The sequence below is a fragment of the Haloferax marinisediminis genome (assembly GCF_009674585.1).
Lineage (GTDB): Archaea > Halobacteriota > Halobacteria > Halobacteriales > Haloferacaceae > Haloferax > Haloferax marinisediminis.
The window spans coordinates 2480804-2504978 of record NZ_WKJP01000001.1 but is presented as its reverse complement, the minus strand read 5'-3'; the positions used below and the strand labels follow the sequence as shown (position 1 = coordinate 2504978).

The following is a 24175-nucleotide window of genomic DNA, read 5'->3' as shown; positions in this document are numbered from 1 at the left end:
CGGTCAGTCGTCCGCGTGGGACTCGTTGAACTGCTTGGCCTTGTCGAGGAGGGTGGGTGAGATACCGGGGACTTCGTCGGGTTCGACTGCGCCCTCGGCGCGAATCTGTTCGAGGCTCTTCGGGAACTCTCGGAGTTCCATGTGGATGGCGATGCCGGCTTTCGCGCCTTTCCCCATGGCGACGGGAATCTGGTTGTGGCCGGGGGTGATGTCTCCGACTGCGAAGACGCCCTCGACGTTCGTCCGGCCGTGGTCGTCGACCGGGACGGTTCCGTCGTCGTTGAGTTCGACACCGAGGCCTTCGAAGAGCGTCGTGTTGTACTCAGAGCCGTACATCGCGAAGCCACCTTTGTACTCACGGACGGTCCCGTCCTGGAACTCGAAGCTCTCTAACCAGCCGTCGTCGCGCTTGTTCATCCCCGAAATCTCTTCTTCGACGATATCGACCGGGTGCGCACGGACGAGTTCGTCCGTCTCGTCGGACCACGAGGGTTCCGCACCACGGAGGAGGATGTCGACGTCGTCGGTGAAGTTGAGCATAATCATCGCGACGTACGCCGCAGAATCGGAGTGGCCCATGACGTAGACTGACTCGTCGACGAACATGTAGGCGTCACAGTGGAGGCAGTAATGGAGTCCTTTCCCGGTACGGGGAAGCGGTGGCTCTGGACGTTTGTCGTTGAACCCGACGCCGAGGACGACGCGCTCGGCGATGAACTCGCCGTCGTTGGCGACGAGACGGAACCGACCGTCGTCGAGTTGTTCGACGTCGGTCACGAGGTCACGGTAGATGTCGGTGCCGTAGTTTTCGAGTTGCTTCCGAGCGGTGCCGAGGAACTCGTTCCCTGACTGGTCTTCGGTGACGCCGATGACGTTGTGCGTGTCGAGCATCATCGCTGCGCGGCCACCACCACGGTCGACGAGGGCGGTATCGTGCCCCAGTCGTGTCGTGTAGAGTGCGGTCTGCAACCCTGCTGGGCCGCCACCTACGACGACCACCTCGTACTCCTGCCGTTCGTCGGTCTTGGTCATATACGTCGATTCGTCCGGTCGGCCTTAAGCCCACATCACCTGTGCGAGGATGCTATCCAGCCGCGAAATGTGACAGTGTCTCACACGCCGGTGACGACAGCGTAACAGTTCCCGCTCGAAATCTCCGATTCGACGACCGTGAGCGAACTCGCGTCGAGGTCGGCGTCGAACTCGTCGGGCGAATAGATGTGGTAGTACCGGGGAACTGTCTCGCCACCGGGGAGCGTCCAATCGACCGTCGTATCGAACCCCTCGTCCCGGTCGAACGTGTCGTGTGCCGTACTCCACGCACTGACGAGGGCGCGACCATCCGAGGTGAGGACGCGAGCGAGTTCGTTCAGACTCTCGACTCGGGCCTCGCGGGGAGCGAGGTGGTGAAGCGTCGCGACGTAGACGGCGAGGTCGAACGTGTCGTCGACGAACGGGAGTCTCGACGCATCTCCCTGAACGAGTCCGGCGTCGAACCCGCGCGCTGTTGCTCTCGTCGTCGCCTCGTCCAAGAGGCCGCGACTCACGTCTAGTCCGACCACGTCGTCGGCGTGCCCAGAGAGCAGTTCGACGTGGCGGCCGTTCCCGCACCCGAGGTCGAGTGCGCGCGTGGCCGGTCCGCCGGCCGTCGCGTCCGTGACGAACGATTCGACTTCTGGCCACGGATACTCGCGTGTGGACGCGAAGTGCGACGCGATGCGGTCGTACGTCTCGCGGACCGCCGTTCGAGGTTCGTCCATGCCGGCCGGTGGCGGTGCTGCGACAAAGAGTACACGGGTCGCGGCGGTAAGACGGGTCGGCGGTCGACCCCTTCCCTCGCCTCAGATGAACAGGAACAGTGCGTACGTGATGGTCAAGAGCACGGCGGCGTGCTTGATGCCGTCGGCAATTTCGCCCTCGCCCAACTGTCCAGCGATGAGGCCCGAACAGACGCCCTGTATCACCGAGAGGTGGTAGAACAGCACCGAATAGGCTCTGGTGTCGACGTCACGCAGACCGGAGAACGCGCCCGAGGTGACACCGCCAATCCCGCCGGCCCCAACCGTCGCCTGCGCAGTCGCCTGTTCGACCGCGGGGATGAACGAGACGGTCAGGGCCACGACGATGCCGAGGAAGACGAAAAACGAGATGTAGATAACGATGAGGTAGGTCAGCATCTCCTGGGTCCGTTCGCGGGCCAGTCGCCGACTGTCCTGTGCCTCGTTGGCGGCGATTCTGAGGACCGGTGCGAGGTCACCACTGGCACTCATCGCGTTGGTGATGAGCGTGACCGACCGCGAGACCATGGGACTCGCCGTCCGACGGTCCATGCGACGAAGTGCGGTCTGTGCGTCCGCTCCCCAGTCGATGTCGCGGCAGGTGCGTTCGACCTCCTCACCGAGCGGGCCGAGGTCTGACGACGACACACGCCGAAGACTCTGGACGACAGTGAGGCCGGCCTCGTTGACGCTCGCGAGTCGGTCGAGGAAGTCGGGCATGCTCTGTTCGATGGCACGGACCCGTCGCTTCCGAACCTCGTGGACGAGCGCGATGGCGACCAGTGCGACGATGAGTGCCTCGACGACGTGCTGGTCGACAGCGTCGACCGCCTCGAAAATCGCTTGGGTCGTGGTCGACGTCGGCGAGAGTGCAACGGCCGGGGTGGTCGGCAGCGACGATGGGAGTCCAATCGACGGAACGGACGGCAGCGACGACTGAACTGCGACCCAGAGAACCCCGAGTGGGATGGTGATGCCGAGCGTCGCAAACGGATGGTTACTGAGGCTGTCGAGCGGGCGGTTGACCCACTTTCGAAGCCAACTGAACCGGTCGTACGCAGCGAGTCGTTCACGGTTCACTCGCCATCGGTCGACAGTCTCACCACCGTCCGTGGCGGGCCGTGAACCCACGGTGTTCCGATTCTCGATAGACCGAATCGAGTCGCTCGCCGTCTCGATGTCGTCGTCGACGACGACGGCGCCTCGGAGCGACCGCGTAATCCCGTCGATGTAGTTGATGAACGCGAAACTGGCCAACGGAATCGCGACGTAGCCGATGAATCTGATGATGGTCAGCGTGTCGGCGAGGACGAGACCGATGACGACGAGGACGGTGATGAAGAACAACGGTCCCGCGACGAGGACGGTGACGTACACCTCGGCGAGCGTCGCGAGGAGTTCGAGATACTGTTGTTGTTGGGCCTCCGCCTCTGCCTGAAACCGCTCGTACTGCTCGCGGAGGAACGACGAGAGGTTTCGCCCACTGCTGAGGACGCTCGCGAGGTTCGCGGCGAACTCTTCGAGGTTCGGACTCGGGGTCCGCAAGGCCATCGATTGGAGTGCGGTGAGCACGTCCGTCCCGAACGCGTCCATGTCGCGGACAGCGATACTCACTTCGCGGGCCGCTTCACCGTAGACCGCTTCGTTTCGAGCGAGCGTTTCGAGGACCTTCGGAAACGACATCCCCGACCGAGAGAGTGCGAACGTGAACGCGACCGTCCGCGGGAGCGTCGCTTCTATCTCCGTCGCCCGAGTCTCTGCCCGTTCGACGAGGTAGTACCAGCGAATCCAATAGATGCCACCGGCGAGCGTCGTTCCGATGGTCGCGCTGAAGAACAACAGGATGACGAAGAGTTCACTCAGTGAGAGTTGAGAAATGCTCGTGAGCCCGCCGAGGAACTGGAGTGCGACGGGAAGCGTCGACTGAACCGACTCGGACGAGACGGCGAGCGACTCCAGCACACCGGCGGCGATGTAGACGCCGACGATACTCCCTGCGACACCGAAGACACCCGCCATGAGCAGGGTCCGTGAGGCGTACACGCGGTGTGTGACGCCGATGTGTGCCGCGCGGAGTCGCTGTCGCTGCTCGCGGCGCCGTGGGTTCTCGTTGGCGACGTAGAAGCCAAAGATGGGGAGTGCGACCTGCGAGACGATCAAGTCGGCGCGCTTGCTCACTGGGGACAGCACCACAGGAAGCACGAGTGCAATCGCGGCGAGGAGTGGCAACAGATACAGGCCGAACTCCATGTTAGTTACCCACACCAACGTCGGCGAGGTTCTCGTCGGCCTCGACGCGAGCCATTACGTCGTCGGCGTCGGCGTAGTACTCGTTGATGAGTGCAGTGAACCGCCGGAAGTCGGAGACACCTTTGTCGAGGAGGTAGCGGAGGAACTGTTCACGCTGGCGGAGTTCACGGCGAACCTCTGTCCGGGACCATCCGTTTTCACGCTGAATCTCGTCGAGCAACGAACTGTCGCTCTGGGTGAACGTGTCGTCCATCGGGTCCCACGAGAACGCGGCGGAGTAGTCGAGTTCGCCGGTTCGCTGGTCGATATCCCCAATCTCGCCAATCGTCTGTGACCGGCGGACGCGTTCGCCGTCGTGGCGCGTGAGTGTCTGCACACACAGGAGGTCGAGCGACTGGACCATCGCCCGAGGGACGTTGATGGGTTCGTTCTCCAGTCTGTTGATGACCGTCTCGATGCTGTCGGCGTGCATCGTCGAGAACGTCGTGTGACCCGTGTTCATCGCCTGGAAGAGCGTCACTGCTTCCTCACCGCGGACTTCGCCGACGATGATGTACTCCGGTCGGTGGCGGAGTGCAGACCGCAAGAGGTCGTACATCGTGATATCCGTCCCCTCGTGGATGCGCTCCCGGGTGACCGACGACAGCCAGTTGTCGTGGTACAACGCGAGTTCGCGAGTGTCCTCGATAGACAGCACCTTCGACCGGGGCGGAACGAACATCGAGACGGCGTTCATCGAGGTGGTCTTCCCCGACGCAGTCCCGCCCGCGAAGATGAGGCTCTTGTTGTGTTCGATACAGAGCCACAGATACGCCATCTGTTCGATAGAGAACGTTCCGTACTCGACGAGGTCGATGGGTGTGAACGGCTCTTCTGCGTACATTCGGACGGTGAACGCCGACCCGCGCGGCGTCACCTCTTCACCCAGTGCGAGTTCCGCACGGGCGCCGTTGGGGAGCGTCGTCCCGAGCACCGGGTCGCCGACGCTGATGTGCTGGCCAGACCGCTGTGCGAGGCGGATGACGAAGTTGTCGAGTTCCTCGCTCTCGAAGGAGACGTTCGTCACGATGTCGGTGTAGTCGTCGTGATAGACGAACAGCGGGAGGTTGTAGCCATCACAGGAGATGTCCTCGATGTTCGGGTCGTGCATCAACGGGTCGAGGGGGCCGTACCCGTGGAAATCCCGCCTGAGATAGTACAACAGGGTGTGAAACGAGTTCATCCCGAAGTCGAGGCCGTACTGTTCGAGGAGTGACGCGAGTTCGTTCGTGAGCGTTTCCTCGCTCGTCGGGTCGACGTCCCGTTTGTACAACAGCGGGTCACGGATGTCCGTGCGGACACGTTCGAGTAACGACGCTTCGAACTCGTCGAGGTCCGGTTCGACGACGTGGTAGTGATGCGCAGTCGCGTTCGTATCGAACGTGACGACGACGTACGCGAACGGCGCGTTCACCCAGTAGCGTTCTCTCTCTTCGTGCCCCGGTGGAACGTCGAACGTTCCCAACGGGGTGTCGCCCGGTGTGAGCGGGCGGACGTTCAGGTTCGACCCACGGAGCATCTCTGCGGTCCGCCGGAGGATTCGTCTGGTCTCGGCGGCGGCGACGTCGAAGTCGCCATCTTGGAGGAGTCGGAACACCCCACGGTCGGCCGCAGTATCGCTAGTCGGTTTCGTGTCTCTCGTGGTATCTCGTGGCATCGTCACCCGAATCGGTTGGTCGGGTGGTATGAGAGGTCACTACTTAAATGGTCCGCGCGTTCCAGTCAGGAACGTTCGACCGTCAGCAGGATACCGGCAAAGACGAACGCGATAACGACGCCGACGGGAAGCGGGAGGCCCGGAATCCCTCGCGTCGCCAGTAGATACGAAGACGCAGCGAGAACGACGCCGACGACGCCGAGGAGTCCCCCGAGGAGTCGAACTGGGTCGACTGGTCCCGCTTCGAGACTATCCTCGCGAAGGTAGTAGCCGAACGAAAACAGGAGTGCGAGCGCCATCGCGGCCGCACCGAGAAGCCACGTCTGATAGGCGACTGCGACGGACTGTCCAGCCTGAAGCGTCATCGCCGACAGTGGGTCGCGGACGGCGACACGTTGAGAGAGCCCCCACGCGTACTGAATCTCGACGAACGGAAACCTGACGAACAAGAGACTGATGCCAGCGATACTCGACGAGTAGGTGATGTTCCACGGGAGAAGTGCGCAGAGCCACGTCGAGACGACTGCCAATGCACCTGCGTGCTCAGACCGGACCCAGACCATGCGACAACCGGCACAGTGCGACAGGTAAAAACTACCGACCTGCTAGCCACTGGACACCGCGGCCGAGGTCACTGTGTCTGACACGTGTCTGTGTGTGGGCGTCACGTTAATAGGCCGCGCAATAGTAGTACGCGTACGGAATGCGGCGTGACTACTTTGAACTCGACGTTCGCGACGTCGATTGGTACGAGGAGGACGAGCCTCCTCGCCAACCGACGGTTTCTATCGACTTTTATGGCCCACCCGAGGACCTCCGAGAACGATTCTCCGCTCCTGGTGGCGACGTCCTCGCTGCCGAGGACTTAGACGTAGCTTTGCGTCTCCAAGGGCCAATCAACGACCCCGAAACACGAGGCGTCGTGAGTGTAACAGACCGATTGACCGGTGACTACGTCCTCGAACTCAACGCCGACGCGGTCGACGTACTGACGTTCATCGGCGCAGCCCGCGAGTACGGCCGACACTCAGACGACGAGGACGGACACTACCGCGTCGACGTGGCCATCGAAGGCGAGCACTTCGCGACGTTCGAGAAGTCGATGTTCCTCGTCTACGATGCAGACGGCGGACTGCTTCGTGGCCGGAGTCTCATCCCCTCTGGCGTCGAACTCTGACGGACGCGAGCGGGTTGCTCACGCTCGTTCGTGTCCAATTTCGGAGCGAACCACGTCTTCTTTATCGACCGACGCCTCAGAACCTATCGTGAGGAACGTAACCGACCGCACGAGCAATCCGTTCGACATGCGCCCGTCGTGTGACCGGTTCGTCCCCGGCTACGGCGACGCCAACGCTGACTTTCACGTCATCGGTGACCACCCCGGCGTCCACGGTGGCGTCGACGCCGGGACGCCGTTTACGAACGACGCAGGCAAGCAACTCCAAGCAGCGCTCGAAGATTCGGGGCTCTTGGAGACGACGGGCGACGAACCAGTAGTGGACAAGACGTTCATGTCGTATCTGCACATGTGTGTCCCAGATGGGGCGCCGACCGCGCACGACTACACTGACATGGAGCGGTTCTTCGACGCCGAACTCCGAGCAATTGCCGCCCACGTTCTCCTCCCCGTCGGCGCAGTTGCGACAGAACACGTCTTGAACAACTACACCTCAGTCGGGTGGAAGACAGATATCGACATGGAATCGCTCCACGGACAAGAGATTCGTGGCAGTGGATTTCTCGTAGTCCCCATCAAAGACCCACTCGAGTGGGACGACGACGACCACGACGAACTCGTTGCCGGCCTCATGACCCTCCAGTCGACAGACTTCCGCCGCGAATCCGACCTCGGTCGGTTCATTCCTGGCGACGACCCGTATCTCGTCAGGTAGTCTGGAATTTTATACTCTCGACTTCCGTCGTTCGATTCTCTGAATTCTTCACGATTCTGCCGTTCGTTCGTCCAGTAACAACCATGAAGGTTTTGAAACGTTCACTTCTATTGGTGAAATGACTCACATAAGAGCATATTTATCCAGTCGTTCTGGAGGGCGTGGTTCTAATTGGCGATAACCAAGGACTTTTTACAACAAGCACCATACGTGGTGTTGACGCGCGTGGTTCGATTCATTTCCGCCGGGCGCGTCAGGCAACTGTGAGATTGGTGCTCCTCGCAGTGGCTTGGTCAGTCCGGGGATTCGCGCTCGGCCGCGGTCCCCGCTCTTTACTCCGACAAGAGCGATAGCTCGATATTTCCGTTAGTCGTCGACACGGTGAGCGTCGGCCCTCCTGTACCGAGTGTCCCCGTGACCCGCGTGCGTGAGACGGTACTTTCAGAAAGTGAGAGACGACTCACGTCGACCGACCCAGTCGATGTCTGTGCGACGAGTTCGGCATTCAAATCGCCTGCAAGTGCGGTGGTAATCTCCCCGTTCGATGATTCGATCGCTGTGTCGCCGCGAATCGCGGGCACGTCTACCTCAATACCCCCATTCGTCGTGCGCGCACCATCCATGCCACCGATGTCGAACGCTGTGACCTTCCCGTTGCTGGTCGCCAGCGAGACGAACCCGTCGATGTCCCGAACGTCGATTTTTCCGTTCGTCGCTCGAACTTCGAGGTCACCGACCGTGCCTCTGATGTCGACGAACCCATTCGACGTAGAGGCGTGGGTAACTGGAAACGCAGCAGGGACACGGACGTCGAATGAGACGACGACGAGGCCCGGTTCTTCGTCGCGGACGATTCGGGCGATGGTGAGCGTGTCACTCCCACCGATGTCGACCTCTGCCGAGTCGAGGTCTTCGGTGAAGAACCCCTGTTTGATGATACGAACCTCGACATCGTCTCCGGCCCACGGTTCGACAGTAACGCTTCCGTTGATGTTGCGAATCTCCAACGCGTCGAATCCGGCCGGTGAGACGACTCGTGTCTCTTCTTCTCGCGCCTCTATCGTGGGCGCAGCACACCCTGCAAGCACTGCGACACCGAGAGCGCTGCCCCCTTTGAGAAACGCCCGCCTGGAGGAGTCCTTCATACTAGAATCGACGCCACCAGCGGAGAAAAGTATTAGCTGAGTGAGATTTCAAACACGGTCGGCGAGTCGCTTCAGCGACCCGTACCCGTACTCACGTATCGGGTCGCCGTGTCCCATCGCCACCACGTCGACTGGAGGGCAGCGAGCGACGAACTCGCGGATACTTCGTCGGTTCTCCGCCGCATCGGCGGCAACCACCCACGGCATCGGGGCGAGTTTACCGTCACGCTCGCGCATCATGTCGCCGACGAAGGCCACACCGTGTCGTCTGTGGACGAACGCGGTGTGACCGGGCGTATGCCCGGGTGTTCTGTACGCGGTGAACCCACCGATTTCGTCGCCGTCAGAGACGACCTCGACTGGGTTCGTCGGCCGGTCGAGGAGTGGTGCACTGAGGCGCTGGAGTGCGCCTTTGTGTGACCGGAGTGGTGGCTTCGACTGACCGGTCAGATACGACGCATCAGGCGCTGCGACGTGAATCGGCACGTCTTCTCGAAGGCCGAGTGTCGCGAGTGTCCCGACGTGGTCGAGGTCGTAGTGCGTCAAGAGGACGCGGTCTACATCACCCGCGTCGAGGCCCGAGTCTGCGAGGCCAGCCAAGAGTCTACCGCGGTCCCACGGAGTACCGGCGTCGACGAGTACAGTGCTGTCCCCGTCGACGACGAGATATGCGTTTGCTCCACGGAGACGAAATCGCCTGACGCTGTCGCCGAGCGAACTCATAGCTGAACCTCGCACTCAGACGACAAAAACCGTGGTAGTTCGACGAGCGACCTGAGACCCGGACGAACTCACCGAGTCGCGAAGAGGTACCGACCGGCGTCGACGATGAAGCCACCGGCACCGAGGAGCGGGACGGCGACGAGGCCGACGAGGTCGACCACGAGCGGACGGGGGACACCGACTGCACCTGCAGCGAGAATCACCACTGGAACGGTGGCCGCGAGCGCGTAGAGCCACGTCGTCCACGAGTGGCCGAATCGGGCGACGACGACGAGTAATGTGACCGCGAGGAGAAGTGCGGCCCCCGGAAGGAGGCCGGCGCTCGGCAAGAGCAAGGTGGATACAGACGACGAGGCTGCTGCTTGCAGTGCGGCCAGACTCGGCAGCGACAGGGGCGATGCCGCGAGGAGCGCCGGGACGGGCGCAGCGGTGTCTATCGAGACGAGTGCTGTCACGAAGGCGTATCCATCGGTGGCAAGGTACCACCCGAGGCCGCCGAAGTACGCGACTAAGGCGACGAGCGAGACGCCCCAGCCGTACCACAGTGGCTGTGGTCCGCTCTCTTCTTGGGTCGTCGTATCGGACTGTCGTTGTTCCCGCTGGAACCGACTCGTCGTTCCCGACCCGCCGGTTCGTGACGGGCCAGTCGACGTCCGGTTCCGAGACGTTCGAGACGACGAACGGGACGACCCACTCGTCGTGGTGTTCGACCGACTGGAACTCCCGGACGACCGTGACCGTGTGGAGCTACTCGTCCGACTCGACGTGCGCGTAGAGGAACCGGAAGACGAGCGATTCGAGGACGTAGACCGCGATGACGTGGTTCGCCGCGAAGATGAGCCACCCGACGACCGAGTGGACGACGACGTAGACCCAGTGGACGACGTTCGGGAGGACGATGTTCGGGAGGATGACGTGCGAGTCGAGCGCGACGACGAAGCCGTCGAAGAACGAGACGACGAGGACGACGACGTGGACTCTGTCGACGTCCCCCCGTTGCCGGCCTGTCCGGGGAACTTGAACTTGTTCAGGCCATCGAGGCGCTTTTCGACGTAGGTCCGGTGCCCCAAGCGGTCGTAGTCTGCTCGCTCGGCGCTGTCAGTGAGAACTTCGTAGGCCTTCCTGACGACGGTGAACTGTGCTGTGGCTCGTTCGTCGTCGTTGACGTCGGGGTGATACTCCCGCGCCATCTGACGGAAGGCCTGCTTGATCTCGCTCTTCTCGGCGTCGCGTTCGACCCCGAGGAGTTCGTAGAAGTCCACCGGCATTCGACGTGCGAACCGATGTGAGGATGGGTTTTGAATGTACCGGGCGAGTCGGACGACCCCGCCTCCGCCGCCGGGTTCCTTCGGAATAATCATGAACCTCGACGGCCAGGTGGCGACATGGAACGAATTCGGCTGGGCAACACCGTCTTCGAAGGGTTGAACAACGCCTATCTCATCCCGGGTGACCGACCGACGCTCGTCGACGTCGGTGTGGCGACAGATTCGGTCCGTCAGGACCTCAGCGATGGCCTCGCGACCGTCGGGTACGACGTGTCCGACCTCGAAGCCATCGTACTCACCCACTGGCACGCCGACCACACCGGACTTGCAGGTGAACTCCAGTCTGAGAGCGGCGCCGAAGTGTACGTCCACGAAGACGACGCTGGCATCGTCGCAGGCGACCCCGCGGCCATCGCCGACGAGCGCGATATCCGCGAACGACGGTTCGAAGAGTGGGGAATTCCGGACGAACCGCTCGAAGAAGTGACCTCCTTCCTCGACCGCCACGTCGACCTCCAGGGAGAGGACGTCGACGTGACGCGCGTTCACGATGGTGACCGAATCGCCGCCGGTGACGGCGAACTCGAAGTCGTCCACCTCCCCGGCCACGCCGCCGGCTTGAGTGCGTTCGCCTTCGACGGCGACGAGGGCCGCGAAGCGTTCGTCGGCGACGTGATTCTGCCGAAGTACACGCCGAACGTCGGCGGCGCGGACCTCCGTGTCGACCGCCCGCTCGAAACCTACCTCGACAGTCTCGCCCGAGTCGCCGACCTCGACTTCGCTCGCGTGTGGCCGGGCCACCGCGACCCAATCGACGACCCTGCAGGTCGTGCGCGCGTCATCGCCGAGCACCACCGCGAACGGACCGAACGCGTCCTCTCGGTTCTCGACGAGCACGGACCGGCCGACGCGTGGACGGTGAGTGCACACCTGTTCGGTGACCTCTCTGCCATCCACATCCTCCACGGCCCCGGCGAGGCGTTCGCGCACCTCGACCACCTCGTCGCCGAAGGCGTCGTCGAGCAGGACGGGAACCTGTACGCCACGACTGGTGGCGATGTCGACGTGGACGAACTCGTCCCTGTACCCGAGACGAAACGTTAAAACGCCGCTGGACGGAACGAAGAGCCATGGAACTGCGGGTCATCGACAAGACCGACGAGGAACTCCGCATCGAAATCGGCGGCGAGGACCACACCTTCATGAACGTGTTGAAGGGTGAACTCCTCCAGACCGAGAGCATCACTGCGGCGACGTACGACGTGAACCCCGAGCAGTCCGGTGGCCAGACGGACCCCGTGCTCTCTATCAAGACCAAAGCGGGCGTCGACCCACTCGACGCACTCGCCGAGGCCGCTCGCGGCGTTCAGGACACTGCCGACAACTTCACGGCAGCCTACGAAGCCGGAATCGACGCGTAATCTAGCGTTTCTCTCTTCTTCGCTTTCGCGCGCTGTGAGCCTGCTGGCTGTCCGGCTGTGAGACCCCGACCCGGTCCCTCAGTCGGCGTGTCCGTGCCCGTGCGCGCCGTGGCCACTGTCTGACTCTGCGGGACCGTCGTAGTCTTTCTCACCGGCCTCGATGCGGACTTGCAGCCAGTTCTCCATCGGGACGAGTGGACATTCGAACTGCGGTGAGTACGCACAGGACGGACTGTACGCGTAGTTGAAGTCGACACTCCACCGACCGTCGTCGGTTCGGTCGCCCGCGTCGAGGTCGAGGTATCTGCCGGCACCGTACGTCTCCTTCGTGTTCGTCTCGTCACGGAACGGAACCCAGAGTCGGTCTTCGCCGGGAGTCGTCCGGTAGGCGTCGAGCGAGTACGTCTTCCCGTCGAGTTCGAAGTCGAAGTGCCCCCAGACGAGATAGTCGCGTTCGCCGTCTGTCGAGGTTCCGATGGTAATCGTCTCGGGGTCGTCGTACTCCTGTAGTTCGAGTTCGAACTGGAGCTCTGGGTCCGGGTCGAAGTACGACAGGCCGTCGAACAACCCGCGCTGGTCGGGTGGAATCGGCGAGTGCCTGTCCCGAGCGAAATAGCGATCTTTCTGTTCGCGGTGCTGGAGGAGTTCTGTGCGCCAGGAGTCGTCGGTCATCAGGCGAGAGATACGTCCGCAGGGATGGTGAAGATTGGTTCCGACTGCGCTGGCGGTGCACGACCGAGAAACGGGTCTGTGGGGGCTTACAGACGGACCGGAACGCCGTGTTCGTCGAGGTACTCCTTCACGTCGCGGATGGAGTACTCGTCGAAGTGGAAGATAGAGGCTGCGAGACCGGCGTCAGCGCCCGCTTCGGTGAACACTTCGTACATGTCTTCGGGACCGCCGCATCCCGAGGAGGCGATGACGGGCGTCGAGACGTTGTCGCAGACGGCCTTCGTCAGTGGAATGTCGTAGCCGTCTTTCGTGCCGTCGGTGTCGATGGAGTTGATGAACAGTTCGCCGGCGCCACGGGACTCAGCTTCGCGGGACCACTCGACGACGTCCACGCCGGTGCCTTCGCGACCGCCTTTGACGGTACACTCGAACCAGCAGGACTCGCCATCGACTTCGGCGTAGTACTCGCCTTCTTCGTCGTAGCGGCGGCGAGCGTCGACTGAAATGACGATACACTGACTCCCGAACGAGCGTGCGCCGTCTTCGATGAGTGTCGGGTTCTGGAGCGCTGCGGTGTTGATAGAGACCTTGTCCGCGCCGGCACGGAGCGTCTCTTTGATGTCGTCGCGGGTTCGGATGCCGCCACCGACTGTCAGCGGGATAAACACCTCGTCGGCGACCTTCGAGACGGTGTCGAGCATCGTCTCGCGGCCGTCGGCCGAGGCAGTGATGTCGAGGAAGACGAACTCGTCGGCGCCGGCCTCGTTGTACAGTTTGGCCATCTCGACGGGGTCGCCCGTGTACTTCAGGTCCTCGAAGTTGACACCGGTGTAGACGGCGGGGTTCCCGTCTTCGTCGAGGTCGACGTCGATACAGGGGATGATGCGCTTCGTGAGCATTCGCTACTGATTCGTTGGCGAATGAGCCGTTTCACCGTTTCGACTACGGCAGGGGACGACACAATGGGGTGTGTTCGGACACGCGGGTGTCGCTACGTTGATAGCAGCGTGTGGAATCACCTGATACATGGAACGACCCTCCGTCTTTCATCTCCACTACCACGTCCCCGACGTCGACTACGCGGCGTCGGTCCTCGTCGCTCACGGAATCGTGCCGTCGAGACGGTTTGGCTCGCTCGACGGCGAATCGGTGTCATTCGCTCCCGACGAGACGGCCCCACCCGAGTTCTCACGCAGGCTCCAGACGAATCGTGGCGGGATGGCAGACGTGACGCTCACACCGGCTCCCAGACTCGACTTCGACCACTTCGGCGTCGTCGTCGAAAACGTATCAACCGTCGTCGAACGGGCGAGAGAACGCGAGTGGACGGTGACGGAAAACGACCGCCGGACGTTTCTCGTCACTCCGTGGGGGTTCCGTGTCGAACTGCAGGCCGCCGAGAGCGACGTGATTGCCGAACTCGGCCCAGCGACCGACTGCCAGTTCACGGATGTCACACTCGCCGTTCCGGTCGAAGCGCGCGAGCAAATCGACCGTGGCCTCCGAGCGGTCCTCGGTAACGTTGCTAACCTTCGTATCACACCGGTTCGAGGCCCGACACCCGCAGTGAGGGAAGCACTGCTCGATGGCGAGCGTGTCGAAAACCCTCGATTCGTAATGGACTCGTTGAGTCCGTGAAGACAGGGTGAGGACGTGTCGATTGCTGGCCGTCTCTTCTTTCGAGTTCAGGCGAGGTCGTAGACGCGGGCTTCCCACGGTTGGAGTGTGGTGGATTCGACGGCATCGACGTTGACGTCGTAGTTGGAGATGAGTATCTCGGCGGAGTCGCCAGCGAGGTCAGCAGGAGGTTCGAACGTCGTCTCGTCTCCACCGAAGTTGAGCGCGACGAGGAGAGTGTCGTCTTCGCCCTCGGCTTCGAGGGTTCGCGTGTAGACCCACAGCGACTCGTGGTCGGGGAGTCGGAGGTCGTAGTCACCGTAGACGACCACGTCGCGGTCTTCCCTGAGCGAGATGAGGTCGCGGTAGTAGTGCCAAATCGAATCTGGGTCGTCGCGGGCGTCTTCGGCGTTGATGTGGTCGTTGTTCGAGTTGACCGGCATCCACGGCTCGTCGTCGGTGAACCCGGCGTGTTCGGAGTCGTCCCACTGCATCGGTGTTCGGGCGTTGTCGCGGGTGCGGTAGCGGACGAGGTCCATCACGTCTGATTCGTCGAGTCGCCCCGACTTCTGGGCGGCGCGGACGTTCTTTATCGTGTCCACGTCCCGCACCTCGTCGAGGGAGTCGAAGGGGTAGTTGGTCATCCCCAACTCCTCGCCTTGGTAGATGTAGGGCGTGCCACGCAGTGTGTGGAGTAAGGTTGCGAGCAACTTCGCGGACTCACGGCGGTACTCGTCGTCGTCACCGAACCGTGAGACTTGCCGAGGTTCGTCGTGGTTGTTGAGGAACAGCGAGTTCCAGCCTTCGTCGGCGAGACCCTCCTGCCAGTGGGTCATCGACTCTTTGAGTTCACGGGGCGACGATTCTCGGTGCGACCAGCGACCAGCGTCCGTCATGTCGAGGCGCATGTGGTCGAACGTGAACACCATGCTCATGCCGTCGCCGTCCTCGCCGACGTAGCGTTTCGCCTCCTCGATGGAGAGGTCGGCCATCTCTCCGACGGTCATCGAGTCCGTGCCGTCGAGCACCCGGTCGTGGAGTTCCCCGAGATACTCGTGGACGCGCGGGCCGTTGACGAACTTGTCCACACCCTCGACGATTACCGTCGGGTCTTCACCATCCGGGAGGCCGTCGGGTTTGGAGATGAGGTTGATGACGTCCATCCGGAAGCCGTCGATGCCGTGGTCGAGCCACCACTCCATCATCTCGAACAACTCTTCGCGGAGGGCCGGCGTCTCCCAGTTCACGTCGGGCATCCGCTCGTCGAAGAGGTGGAGGTACCACTCACCGGTCTGGTCGTCGTAGGCCCACGCAGGCCCACCGAAGAAGGATTCCCAGTTGTTCGGTGGAACCTCCTCGACGTCGTCGGGCGTGTCGTAGTCCTCGGGGTCGAGGTCTGTCTTCTCGGGGTCGCGTCCCTCGCGCCACCAGTAGTAGTCGCGGTACTCGGCGTCTTTCCCGGACTGGGAGTTGACGAACCACGCGTGCTCGTCGGAGGTGTGGTTGACGACGAGGTCCATGATGAGACGGATTCCGCGCTCGTGGAGGGCGTCGCGGAGTTCTTCCCAGTCGGCCATCGACCCGAACTCGTCCATGATGGCACGGTAGTCAGAGATGTCGTAGCCGTTGTCGACACCGGGTGATTCGTACACCGGGTTGAGCCAGATACAGTCGACGCCGAGGTCTGCGAGGTAGTCTACCTTCTCGATGATACCGGGGATATCGCCCAGTCCATCGCCGTCTGAGTCGTTGAAACTCCGGGGGTAAATCTGGTAGACGACCGCTTCTTTCCACCACGCGCGGTCGATGTCGGTCATTACTGGAGATTCACTCGGTTCCGTGTTTTTACTCCGTCGGTTCGCCCCGCCACGAGCAGTGAACCAACGTGTTGTCGGGCGACTACGCCCGGTTCAGGTGAGGTCGTAGACGCGGGCCTCCCACGGTTGGAGTGTGGTGGATTCCACGGTATCGACCTCGACGTCGTAGTTGGAGATGAGTATCTCGGCAGAATCGCCAGCGATGTCAGCAGGTGGTTCGAACGTCGTCTCGTCGCTGTCGAAATTGAGTACGACGAGCAGTGTGTCGTGTTCGTCCTCGGCTTCGAGGGTTCGCGTGTAGACCCACAGCGACTCGTGGTCTGGCGTGAGTGGTTCGTAGTCGCCGTAGACGACTACGTCGCGGTCCTTCCTGAGTGAGGTGAGGTCGCGGTAGTAGTGCCAGACTGACTCGGAGTCGGCACGTTCGGCCTCGACGTTGATGCGGTCGTTGTTGGGATTCACGCCAATCCACGGGTTGCCGTCGGTGAACCCGGCGTGTTCGGAGTCGTCCCACTGCATCGGTGTTCGAGCGTTGTCGCGACTCTTCGCCCGCACGATGTCTTTCACATCGTCGAATCCGTCGATAATCCCCGCACCGATGGCGTTCCGAATCGGGTTGCGGGTCGCCACGTCGCGCACCTCGTCGAGGGAGTCGAAGGGGTAGTTGGTCATCCCCAACTCCTCACCTTGGTAGATGTAGGGCGTCCCACGAAGTGTGTGGAGGAGCGTCGCGAGGAGTTTCGCCGACTCACGGCGGTACTCGTCGTCGTTTCCGAACCGCGAGACCTGTCGGGGCTGGTCGTGGTTGTTGAGGTATAGCGAGTTCCAGCCTTCGTCGCCGAGGCCGACCTGCCATCGGTCCATCACTGCTTTGAGGTCGGGAAGTTCCCACTCCACGAGTTCCCAGACTTCGTCACCCTGGTCGAGGAGCATGTGTTCGAAGTGGAAAATCATCGAGAGCCCATCGCCGTCGGGGCCGGGCGTCACGTACTGTCGCGCGGTCTCCATCGGCATCTCGTCACCGACCATCTCGCCGACTGTGAGCAGGTCGGCGTCGAGGACTCGGTCGCGCATCTCACCGAGATAGTCGTGAATTTGCGGGCCGTTCACGGCTCGGTCGATCGTCTTGATATCGTTCTCTGGGTCTGCATCCGGGAGACCGTCAGGTTTGGAGATGAGGTTGATGACGTCCATCCGGAAGCCGTCGATGCCGTGGTCGAGCCACCACTCCATCATCTCGAACACGTCGTTTCGAACGGCTTCGTTCTCCCAGTTCAGGTCCGGTTGCTTGCGGTCGAAGAGGTGAAGGTACCACTCACCGGTCTGGTCGTCGTAGGTCCACGCAGGCCCACCGAAGAAGGATTCCCAGTTGTTCGGTGGAACTTCCTCGACGTTGTCGGGCGTGTCGTAGTCGTCGGCGTCGAGGTCGGTCTTCTCGGGGTCGCGGCCTTCACGCCACCAGTAGTAGTCTCGTTTGTCGGCGTCTGTGGACGCTCGCGAGTTGACGAACCAGGCGTGTTCGTCGGAGGTGTGATTGACCACGAGGTCCATGATGAGGCGGATTCCGCGCTCGTGGAGGGCGTCACGGAGTTCCTCCCACTCACTCATCGTGCCGAACTCGTCCATGATGGCCCGGTAGTCGGAGATGTCGTAGCCGTTGTCTGCGTTCGGCGACTCGTACACTGGGTTGAGCCAGATACAGTCGACGCCGAGGTCGTCGAGGTAGTCTACCTTCTCGATGATGCCCAGAATGTCGCCGACTCCGTCGCCGTCGGTGTCGTTGAAGCTCCGGGGGTAAATCTGGTAGACGACCGCTTCCTTCCACCAGCGTCGTTCTTCGTCAACGGGAACCGAAGTCATACTCGGGATGTCCCACGCGTGGAACTTAGGTTGTCGGGCGACTGGTCGTTTCTCGAATCACGGAGCGACGGTTAGGTGCGTTTTTGTACCGCGAACCCGTCGCGTCGCCTATGAGCGACGACCACCACGCAGGTGACCACGACCACCACGAAGGCGAACAAGAAGGGCGTGTCACCTCTCCGATGCAAGAGTTCACGATGGGACAGGTTACGACCGGCGTTCTCGTCCTCGCGGTCGGCCTCGCGGTCACGTTCGGTCTCCCCCTGCTTCTCGGGTAGAACCGGCAAGTTGTACGAACTTCCGATTCCTCTCCGTTTTTCCCCCTCCGGCGACCACGTGGAGACGTGAAATCTATCGTCGTCTCTGAGTACGGGAGTAGCGACACACTCGACGTGACCGAGACCGAGATGCCCGAGCCCGGTCCCGGTGAGGTTCGGCTCGCTGTCGAAGCAGTCGGTATCAACTTCGCCGACATCATGCAGCGACGCGGACACTATCGTAACGGACCGAAACCGCCGTACACGCCGGGAATGGAAGCGGCCGGGACCATCGACGCCGTCGGCGATGGTGTCGACCGCGACGTTGGCGAACGCGTCGTCGCCATGACCGGTGGAAAGGCGTACGCCGAGTACGTCACGGCCCGCGCAGACGGACTGTTCGACGTCCCCGAGTCGATGTCCTTCGCAGAGGCCGCAGGATTCCCCATCCAGTTCCTCACCGCCTACAACTGTCTCCACGAGTGGGGTGGCCTCGAAGAAGGCGAGCGAGTGCTGATTCACGCGGCCGCCGGTGGCGTCGGCACTGCTGCAGTTCAACTGGCTTCTCTCGCCGGTGCCGAGACGTTCGGTACCGCCAGCACCGAAGCGAAACTCGACCTTGCGACAGACCTCGGCCTCGACCACCCCATCCAGTACACCGAAGAAGACTTCCGGTACGTCGTCGCCGACGAAACCGACGGCGAAGGCGTCGACCTCGTCTTAGACGGCGTCGGTGGCGAGACGTTCCAGCGCAGTCTCGACGCGCTCTCCGACTTCGGTCGTGTTGTCACGTATGGCGCCGCCTCGGGCGAGATTGCGAAAGCCGACACGACTCGTCTCCTCTTCGAGAACAAATCTGTCATCGGCTTCCACCTCGGAAACGCGATGCAGAAGCGACCTGCGTCGGTCCTCGGTGCGGTTCCCGAACTGTCGAAACTCCTCGCCTCGGGTGACCTCGACGTCGTCGTCGGCGAGACGTTCCCGCTCGAAGACGCCGCTGCCGCGCATCAGTACATCGAAGACAGAAAGTCCAGCGGAAAAGTCGTCCTCGAACCGTAACCGACGGGTGTCGCTTCCGTTTTTGGCTTAGTCCAGTTCGTGGGTGAGCACGCCGCGCAGGTCGGCGATTTTCGCGGCGTCGAAGGCAACGTAGTCACCGTCGACAGTCACACCCAGATAGTCGTCGTCGGTGGTCGTGCCGAGTTCGTAGATTGGCACGTCACCGGCGAGGGAGACGAGTGCATCCACGTCCGTGCTTTCGACGACGACGCGACCCGGCGTCTCGTCGAAGAGCTGGACGAAGTTCTCGACGGCGATGTCTGCGCCGACGTCTTCTGTGACCATCTCGGCGAGCGTGACTGCGAGACCGCCGTGGCTCACGTCGTGGACGGCGAGCGTCGAATTGTCGGATGCGATGGCGCGAATCGCTTCGAGTGCGGCGGCCGCGGTTTCGTCGTCGGGGAGCGCCGGGAAGGCGTCGGACCCACCTTCGTGCTGCAGCAGGGCCGAACCGCCGAGCGCGTCGCCGGGATAGCCGACGATGAACAGGTCACCCTCTCCCGAAAGCGACATGCCGGGCGAAGACCTGTCTGCGGTGCCGACCATCGCGAGTGTCGGCGTCGGTGGAATCGGGCCCGAGACGGAGTCGTTGTAGAGTGAGACGTTCCCACCGACGACAGGGACCGAGAGGGCACTGCACATATCGGCGAGGCCGTCGACGATACCCTTGAATCCGCCGTAGACGTCTGGCTTCTCGGGGTTACCACCGTTCAGGCAGTCCACTGCTGCGAGTGGTTTCGCACCCTTGGCGGCGAGGTTGGTCGCGTTCTCGAAAGCGACGGCGCGCGCACCGTCGTACGGGGCAGCGTCGGTCCAGTTGGGGTCTGCGCCTGCCGTGAAGGCGAGTTTCGTCTCGGCTTCCGGGATGTCGAGGAGTGCGGCGTCGTCGCCGGGACGACGGGCAGTCCGGAGGCCGACTTCGTGGTCGTACTGGCGGTAGACCCATTCCTTGGACGCGGTGTTGGGGTCCGACAAGACTGCTTCGAGAGCTTCAGCGAGCGCGACTTCGGGGAGGTCTCGCTCGGCGACTTCCGGTTCGACGGCCTCGAGGTCGTTCATCGGGGCACCTTCGGCGAGGAACTCCGGCGGCACGTCGACCACTGTCTCGCCGTCGAACGTACAGACGTAGTTGCCTTCGGCGACGTCGCCGATGACGGCGCTTCCGAGGTCGAAGCGCTCGGCGAGTTCTTGGACGCGTTCGACGTTCTCCGGCGCCACCTCGTAGCACATGCGCTCTTGGGACTCCGAGAGGAGAATCTCGAAGGCGTTCATGTTGGGTTCGCGCTGGTGGACGGCGTTGAGGTCGATTTCGGCACCGAAGCCACCCTTGGCCACGAGTTCGGACGACGCACCGCCGAGACCGGCGGCACCGAGGTCACGCGCAGATTCGACGAGGTCCTCGTCGATGAGGGCCTCGTTGCACTCGATGAGCAGTTTCTCCGTGTACGGGTCACCGACCTGCACGGCCGGCCGGTCTTCGGTTTCGGCGTCTTCGGCGAGGTCCTCACTCGCGAAGGATGCACCACCGAGGCCGTCGCGACCGGTCGAACTGCCGACGAGAACGAGTTTGTTGCCTGCCTTCTGGGCGACAGCCGTCACGAGCCGGTCGGCCGAGAGCAGACCGACACAGGCGACGTTGACGAGGGGGTTGCCTTCGTACTTCTCGTGGAAGGACGTTGCACCTGCGACCGTCGGAACGCCGATAGCGTTGCCGTAGTCGGCGATTCCCTCGACGACACCGTCGAGGAGGTACCGCGAGTGTTCGCGGTCGAAGTCGCCGAAGTAGAGACAGTCGGCGAGTGCGATTGGGTACGCACCCATCGAGAGCGTGTCGCGGACGATGCCGCCAACACCCGTCGCCGCACCGTCGTAGGGGTCGACGTACGAGGGGTGGTTGTGGCTCTCGATGCCGAGGGTGATGTACGTGTCGTCGTCCAGTGAGACGACGGCGGCGTCGTCACCGGGGCCGATGACGACCTGGTCTCCGTCCGAGTCGAACGCCGACAGGAGAGGGCGAGACGACCGGTAGGCGCAGTGCTCACTCCACAGGTTCTCGAAGAGTATCTCCTCGGCCGGCGTCGGGTCTCGGCCGAGTTCGGCGACGACGAGGTCGCGGTCCGCGTCGGGAAGCGTCATTCATTGGTATGGTCAGAACGCACATTGTAAACCCTTTCTATGTGCACAAACGTGCTCAAAAAATCGGTGTCGGTCGTCGGTACGGTTCGTTCGCCACGTCAGGCGGGCGTGTACGGCGGCGATTCGGCACGGATGATTTCGCTCAGTTCGTGCATCTCGTCTTCGAGTAACACGAGCAGGTCGTCGATAGTGACGATGCCGCTGAGTTTCCCACCGTCCACGATAGGTGCCCGGCGAACGCCGTGTTCACGCATCTGGCGGAACAGGTCGTACACACCGGTGTCCGCGTCGACGGTGAACGGTTTCTCCGTCATGACGTCCTTCGCGGTCATCTCTTTCAGGTCGCCACCCGACGCGACGCATTTGAGCGCGATGTCGCGGTCTGTGACGATGCCCTCGATGGAGTCGCCGTCGGCGACGACCACAGAACCGACCTTTCTGTCGTCCATCATCTTCGCCAGCTCACTGACTGGTGTGTCTACCGTTGCAGTTACCAAGTCGTCTTTCGGTCTCGCAATGTCTCCTACAGTCATCGTTCTTCTCCCCGGTGGAACCACCACTCATCAGGCGTCCCCCACCGTATAGAGTAATTGTCGACTGAGATATTATATCTGTATTCTAACACTTTGTCCAATTCGGTCGATATGTCGCCGCTGAGGGAGTGTCTCGGCACGGGGACACTCGTCGCTCCCGGCAGTCGTGTGCGACACAGACACACGCATCGAAGCGGGACCGGGGCGCTTTTTTAGCCTGATTTGTTAGTGTATCTCGTGTTATCGGTCGAGTTGCACTCCCACTCGTCGCTCTCGTACGACGGGCGAGACCCGGTCGAATACCTCCTCGAACAGGCGGCCGCCGTCGGCTTAGACGCGCTTGCGGTGACCGACCACGACGAGATCGACGCCAGTCTCGAAGCAGCAGACATCGCACCTGACTACGGACTCGTCGGCATCCCCGGGATGGAAGTCACCTGCGCAGCAGGACACGTTCTCGCACTCGGTGTTCGAGAACTCATCCCCGCCGGTCTCTCGTACGACGAGACGCTCGACCGCATCCACGACGCCGGGGGTATCGCAGTCGTCCCCCACCCGTTCCAGAAGTCCCGCCACGGCGTTGCGCCGCACATTTCGCGTGCCCAACTCGCCGCCGCGGACGCCATCGAAGTCTACAATTCGCGCCTCCTGACGGGTATCGCCAACCAACGCGCCGAGCGGTTTGCCAAACGTCGAGAACTCCCGATGACCGCCGGGAGCGACGCGCACATCAGCGAGATGGTTGGACAAGCGGTCACCGAAGTCGGCACCGATATCCGGACTCCCGACGCCATCCTCGAAGCCATCACTGAGGGCCGAACTAGTGTCGTCGGGAGCAAGACCCCGTGGCGCATCTCGTTCCAGCAGGCCGCCGGCGGTGCGAAGCGCCGCGTGAAACACGCGCTGACCGACTTTCTCTGATGACCGGTGGAGACGCGCCGATTAACGGTGCGGCCGAATCAGTCGTCCGACGCGCGCTCACCGACCGTGACCCACTTCCCGGAACTGCAGGATTCGCCGGCGAGGTCGATGGCTATCTCGTTCGTGACGTGCTCGGTCGCTACCCACTGTTCTCGGAGCGCGACGACGCCTCTTCGTGGTCGTTCGACCACCGCGACCTGACAGACCCTGTCGCTGTCCCGCCGGGCCACGCCCGTCGGACGAACGGTTCTCCCTCCGACGACGAGCAGGTCTGGACGCTCCCCGACCCAGACGCCACGACCGACACCGACGAGGCACTCGAGCGAGTCCGTGACGCCGTCTTCGAATCGGTTCGGTCGGTCGAATCCGACGGCCTCGCCGTCGCGTTCTCCGGTGGTGTGGACTCCGCAGTCGTCGCATCCGGCGTCCCGAATGCACCGTGTTACGTCGCCGGATTCGACGGCTCACACGACATCGCCGCCGCACGAGACGCCGCCGACGCGATGGGCCGTGACCTCCGCGTGGTCGAACTGACTCACGAGGCCATCGAGCGCGCCGTCCCCGAAATCGTCGACGCACTCGGTCGCACGAACCCGATGGACGTGCAAATCGTCCTTCCACTCTACCTGTTGGCCGAACAGGTGGTCGAAGACGGTTACGACCGACTCGCGGTCGGACAAGGCGCAGACGAACTGTTCGGCGGGTACGCCAAAGTCGCCAAAGCACCCGACGACCCTCGGGTGGAAGCCGAGACGGTTCGCGGGGCCGCCCGCGAGATGGTGCGTACCCTTCCCGACCAACTCGAACGGGACGTTCTCACGCTCCGCGCGGCGGGTGTCGAACCTGTCGCACCGCTTCTCCACGACCGGGTGGTCGAAGCGGCGCTCCCGCTTCCGGGTGAGTTACTCGTCGACGACGGCCGCCGGAAGGTGGCGCTTCGAGCGGCCGCGAAAGAAGTGCTTCCTGAGTCCGTCGCCGAGGCGGACAAGAAAGCGGTGCAGTACGGCACCTACGCGTCCCGAGAACTCGACCGCCTCGCCCGGCAAGCGGGCTTCAAACGGCGGATGGAGAACCACGTTCAGCAGTACGTGGAGTCGTTGCTTGAGTAAGGTCTGCTACGCCGTTCTCGT

The 24175-nt window shown here is 62.5% G+C and carries 24 protein-coding genes and 1 pseudogene; 10 read left to right on the top strand and 15 right to left on the bottom strand.

What is annotated here, in order from left to right; all coding sequences use genetic code 11:
* Positions 1-3 precede the first annotated feature (3 nt).
* The 5 genes from GJR98_RS12995 to GJR98_RS12975 all read right to left on the bottom strand — a co-directional run bounded on the left by GJR98_RS12995 (position 4) and on the right by GJR98_RS12975 (position 6287).
* On the bottom strand, positions 4-1032 hold the full coding sequence (locus tag GJR98_RS12995) for an NAD(P)/FAD-dependent oxidoreductase (protein ID WP_151139073.1): 1029 nt from the start codon (positions 1030-1032) through the stop codon (positions 4-6).
* Between the two features lie 80 nt (positions 1033-1112).
* The gene (locus tag GJR98_RS12990) at positions 1113-1760 is read right to left on the bottom strand and encodes a class I SAM-dependent methyltransferase (protein WP_151139072.1); all 648 of its coding nucleotides are present in this window, start codon (positions 1758-1760) and stop codon (positions 1113-1115) included.
* 81 nt (positions 1761-1841) lie between these two features.
* Positions 1842-4028, bottom strand: coding sequence for a type II secretion system F family protein (locus GJR98_RS12985; RefSeq protein WP_151139071.1), 2187 nt, complete (start codon positions 4026-4028; stop codon positions 1842-1844).
* A 1-nt stretch (position 4029) separates the two neighbouring features.
* On the bottom strand, positions 4030-5724 hold the full coding sequence (locus tag GJR98_RS12980; RefSeq protein WP_151139070.1) for a type II/IV secretion system ATPase subunit: 1695 nt from the start codon (positions 5722-5724) through the stop codon (positions 4030-4032).
* A 65-nt stretch (positions 5725-5789) separates the two neighbouring features.
* On the bottom strand, positions 5790-6287 hold the full coding sequence (locus tag GJR98_RS12975; protein ID WP_151139069.1) for a DUF7549 family protein: 498 nt from the start codon (positions 6285-6287) through the stop codon (positions 5790-5792).
* A 140-nt stretch (positions 6288-6427) separates the two neighbouring features.
* Between GJR98_RS12975 and GJR98_RS12970 the strand changes: the two genes are divergently transcribed.
* The gene (locus tag GJR98_RS12970) at positions 6428-6901 is read left to right on the top strand and encodes a DUF5793 family protein (RefSeq protein ID WP_151139068.1); all 474 of its coding nucleotides are present in this window, start codon (positions 6428-6430) and stop codon (positions 6899-6901) included.
* An 88-nt stretch (positions 6902-6989) separates the two neighbouring features.
* Positions 6990-7616, top strand: a complete 627-nt coding sequence (locus GJR98_RS12965; protein WP_191965467.1) for a uracil-DNA glycosylase family protein — start codon at positions 6990-6992, stop codon at positions 7614-7616.
* 332 nt (positions 7617-7948) lie between these two features.
* On the opposite strand, the gene GJR98_RS12960 is transcribed toward GJR98_RS12965, so the two are convergent.
* The 3 genes from GJR98_RS12960 to GJR98_RS17995 all read right to left on the bottom strand — a co-directional run bounded on the left by GJR98_RS12960 (position 7949) and on the right by GJR98_RS17995 (position 9939).
* Positions 7949-8761 carry a DUF4097 family beta strand repeat-containing protein gene (locus GJR98_RS12960; RefSeq protein ID WP_151139067.1) on the bottom strand — a complete coding sequence of 271 codons (813 nt, stop codon included), beginning with the start codon at positions 8759-8761 and terminating at the stop codon, positions 7949-7951.
* Positions 8762-8809: 48 nt separating this feature from the next.
* Entirely contained in the window at positions 8810-9484 is a 675-nt protein-coding gene (locus tag GJR98_RS12955) for an MBL fold metallo-hydrolase (RefSeq protein ID WP_151139066.1), read from the bottom strand.
* A 68-nt stretch (positions 9485-9552) separates the two neighbouring features.
* Complete coding sequence (locus GJR98_RS17995; RefSeq protein ID WP_323849385.1) at positions 9553-9939, bottom strand: molecular chaperone DnaJ; 387 nt, start codon at positions 9937-9939, stop codon at positions 9553-9555.
* On the opposite strand from GJR98_RS17995, the gene GJR98_RS17990 reads away from it, so the two are divergent.
* Positions 9914-10540 (top strand): hypothetical protein, encoded by a 627-nt coding sequence (locus tag GJR98_RS17990; RefSeq protein WP_323849384.1) that lies wholly within the window; start codon positions 9914-9916, stop codon positions 10538-10540. The genes GJR98_RS17995 and GJR98_RS17990 overlap by 26 nt on opposite strands.
* A 77-nt stretch (positions 10541-10617) precedes the next feature.
* On the opposite strand, the pseudogene GJR98_RS17985 reads toward GJR98_RS17990, so the two are convergent.
* Positions 10618-10752 (bottom strand): annotated as a pseudogene (locus tag GJR98_RS17985) (DnaJ domain-containing protein); the annotation flags it as partial.
* Between the two features lie 117 nt (positions 10753-10869).
* Between GJR98_RS17985 and GJR98_RS12945 the strand changes: the two are divergent.
* Both GJR98_RS12945 and GJR98_RS12940 read left to right on the top strand, forming a co-directional pair.
* Positions 10870-11856 (top strand): MBL fold metallo-hydrolase, encoded by a 987-nt coding sequence (locus tag GJR98_RS12945; RefSeq protein WP_151139065.1) that lies wholly within the window; start codon positions 10870-10872, stop codon positions 11854-11856.
* Between the two features lie 26 nt (positions 11857-11882).
* Complete coding sequence (locus tag GJR98_RS12940; RefSeq protein ID WP_151139064.1) at positions 11883-12173, top strand: DNA-directed RNA polymerase subunit L; 291 nt, start codon at positions 11883-11885, stop codon at positions 12171-12173.
* Between the two features lie 78 nt (positions 12174-12251).
* Here GJR98_RS12940 and GJR98_RS12935 read toward each other — a convergent pair whose 3' ends face one another.
* A complete protein-coding gene (locus GJR98_RS12935; RefSeq protein WP_151139063.1) occupies positions 12252-12845 on the bottom strand; it encodes a DUF1684 domain-containing protein in 594 nt (197 codons plus the stop codon).
* Between the two features lie 86 nt (positions 12846-12931).
* On the bottom strand, positions 12932-13744 hold the full coding sequence (gene hisF, locus GJR98_RS12930) for an imidazole glycerol phosphate synthase subunit HisF (RefSeq protein ID WP_151139062.1): 813 nt from the start codon (positions 13742-13744) through the stop codon (positions 12932-12934).
* Positions 13745-13871: 127 nt separating this feature from the next.
* Here hisF and GJR98_RS12925 point away from each other — a divergent pair, with 127 nt between their 5' ends.
* Positions 13872-14483, top strand: coding sequence for a hypothetical protein (locus GJR98_RS12925; protein WP_151139061.1), 612 nt, complete (start codon positions 13872-13874; stop codon positions 14481-14483).
* Between the two features lie 47 nt (positions 14484-14530).
* On the opposite strand, the gene GJR98_RS12920 is transcribed toward GJR98_RS12925, so the two are convergent.
* On the bottom strand, positions 14531-16279 hold the full coding sequence (locus tag GJR98_RS12920; protein ID WP_151139060.1) for an alpha-glucosidase: 1749 nt from the start codon (positions 16277-16279) through the stop codon (positions 14531-14533).
* Between the two features lie 93 nt (positions 16280-16372).
* Positions 16373-18139 (bottom strand): glycoside hydrolase family 13 protein, encoded by a 1767-nt coding sequence (locus tag GJR98_RS12915; protein WP_151139059.1) that lies wholly within the window; start codon positions 18137-18139, stop codon positions 16373-16375.
* Between the two features lie 110 nt (positions 18140-18249).
* On the opposite strand from GJR98_RS12915, the gene GJR98_RS17530 reads away from it, so the two are divergent.
* Together GJR98_RS17530 and GJR98_RS12910 are read left to right on the top strand one after the other, a co-directional pair.
* Complete coding sequence (locus GJR98_RS17530) at positions 18250-18417, top strand: DUF7550 family protein (RefSeq protein ID WP_191965466.1); 168 nt, start codon at positions 18250-18252, stop codon at positions 18415-18417.
* A gap of 66 nt (positions 18418-18483) precedes the next feature.
* Positions 18484-19455 carry a quinone oxidoreductase family protein gene (locus GJR98_RS12910; RefSeq protein ID WP_151139058.1) on the top strand — a complete coding sequence of 324 codons (972 nt, stop codon included), beginning with the start codon at positions 18484-18486 and terminating at the stop codon, positions 19453-19455.
* 27 nt (positions 19456-19482) lie between these two features.
* Here the strand turns inward: GJR98_RS12910 and purL are convergent, their stop codons facing one another.
* Positions 19483-21591: a phosphoribosylformylglycinamidine synthase subunit PurL gene (gene purL / locus GJR98_RS12905; RefSeq protein ID WP_151139057.1), complete on the bottom strand. Its 2109-nt coding sequence runs from the start codon at positions 21589-21591 to the stop codon at positions 19483-19485.
* Positions 21592-21689: 98 nt separating this feature from the next.
* Positions 21690-22124, bottom strand: a complete 435-nt coding sequence (locus GJR98_RS12900) for a CBS domain-containing protein (protein WP_151139056.1) — start codon at positions 22122-22124, stop codon at positions 21690-21692.
* A gap of 237 nt (positions 22125-22361) precedes the next feature.
* Between GJR98_RS12900 and GJR98_RS12895 the strand changes: the two genes are divergently transcribed.
* The gene (locus GJR98_RS12895; RefSeq protein WP_151139055.1) at positions 22362-23045 is read left to right on the top strand and encodes a PHP domain-containing protein; all 684 of its coding nucleotides are present in this window, start codon (positions 22362-22364) and stop codon (positions 23043-23045) included.
* Positions 23045-24154 carry an asparagine synthase-related protein gene (locus tag GJR98_RS12890; protein WP_154269741.1) on the top strand — a complete coding sequence of 370 codons (1110 nt, stop codon included), beginning with the start codon at positions 23045-23047 and terminating at the stop codon, positions 24152-24154. Before GJR98_RS12895 ends, GJR98_RS12890 begins: the two co-directional genes overlap by 1 nt.
* Positions 24155-24175 lie beyond the last annotated feature (21 nt).

What these genes read in the sequence shown, in the direction of transcription:
- GJR98_RS12995 (WP_151139073.1), bottom strand. Translation starts at nt 1,032, where the DNA reads ATGACCAAGACCGACGAACGGCAGGAGTACGAGGTGGTCGTCGTAGGT.
- GJR98_RS12990 (WP_151139072.1), bottom strand. Translation starts at nt 1,760, where the DNA reads ATGGACGAACCTCGAACGGCGGTCCGCGAGACGTACGACCGCATCGCG.
- GJR98_RS12985 (WP_151139071.1), bottom strand. Translation starts at nt 4,028, where the DNA reads ATGGAGTTCGGCCTGTATCTGTTGCCACTCCTCGCCGCGATTGCACTC.
- GJR98_RS12980 (WP_151139070.1), bottom strand. Translation starts at nt 5,724, where the DNA reads ATGCCACGAGATACCACGAGAGACACGAAACCGACTAGCGATACTGCG.
- GJR98_RS12975 (WP_151139069.1), bottom strand. Translation starts at nt 6,287, where the DNA reads ATGGTCTGGGTCCGGTCTGAGCACGCAGGTGCATTGGCAGTCGTCTCG.
- GJR98_RS12970 (WP_151139068.1), top strand. Translation starts at nt 6,428, where the DNA reads ATGCGGCGTGACTACTTTGAACTCGACGTTCGCGACGTCGATTGGTAC.
- GJR98_RS12960 (WP_151139067.1), bottom strand. Translation starts at nt 8,761, where the DNA reads ATGAAGGACTCCTCCAGGCGGGCGTTTCTCAAAGGGGGCAGCGCTCTC.
- GJR98_RS12955 (WP_151139066.1), bottom strand. Translation starts at nt 9,484, where the DNA reads ATGAGTTCGCTCGGCGACAGCGTCAGGCGATTTCGTCTCCGTGGAGCA.
- GJR98_RS12945 (WP_151139065.1), top strand. Translation starts at nt 10,870, where the DNA reads ATGGAACGAATTCGGCTGGGCAACACCGTCTTCGAAGGGTTGAACAAC.
- GJR98_RS12940 (WP_151139064.1), top strand. Translation starts at nt 11,883, where the DNA reads ATGGAACTGCGGGTCATCGACAAGACCGACGAGGAACTCCGCATCGAA.
- GJR98_RS12935 (WP_151139063.1), bottom strand. Translation starts at nt 12,845, where the DNA reads ATGACCGACGACTCCTGGCGCACAGAACTCCTCCAGCACCGCGAACAG.
- hisF (WP_151139062.1), bottom strand. Translation starts at nt 13,744, where the DNA reads ATGCTCACGAAGCGCATCATCCCCTGTATCGACGTCGACCTCGACGAA.
- GJR98_RS12925 (WP_151139061.1), top strand. Translation starts at nt 13,872, where the DNA reads ATGGAACGACCCTCCGTCTTTCATCTCCACTACCACGTCCCCGACGTC.
- GJR98_RS12920 (WP_151139060.1), bottom strand. Translation starts at nt 16,279, where the DNA reads ATGACCGACATCGACCGCGCGTGGTGGAAAGAAGCGGTCGTCTACCAG.
- GJR98_RS12915 (WP_151139059.1), bottom strand. Translation starts at nt 18,139, where the DNA reads ATGACTTCGGTTCCCGTTGACGAAGAACGACGCTGGTGGAAGGAAGCG.
- GJR98_RS17530 (WP_191965466.1), top strand. Translation starts at nt 18,250, where the DNA reads ATGAGCGACGACCACCACGCAGGTGACCACGACCACCACGAAGGCGAA.
- purL (WP_151139057.1), bottom strand. Translation starts at nt 21,591, where the DNA reads ATGACGCTTCCCGACGCGGACCGCGACCTCGTCGTCGCCGAACTCGGC.
- GJR98_RS12900 (WP_151139056.1), bottom strand. Translation starts at nt 22,124, where the DNA reads ATGACTGTAGGAGACATTGCGAGACCGAAAGACGACTTGGTAACTGCA.
- GJR98_RS12890 (WP_154269741.1), top strand. Translation starts at nt 23,045, where the DNA reads ATGACCGGTGGAGACGCGCCGATTAACGGTGCGGCCGAATCAGTCGTC.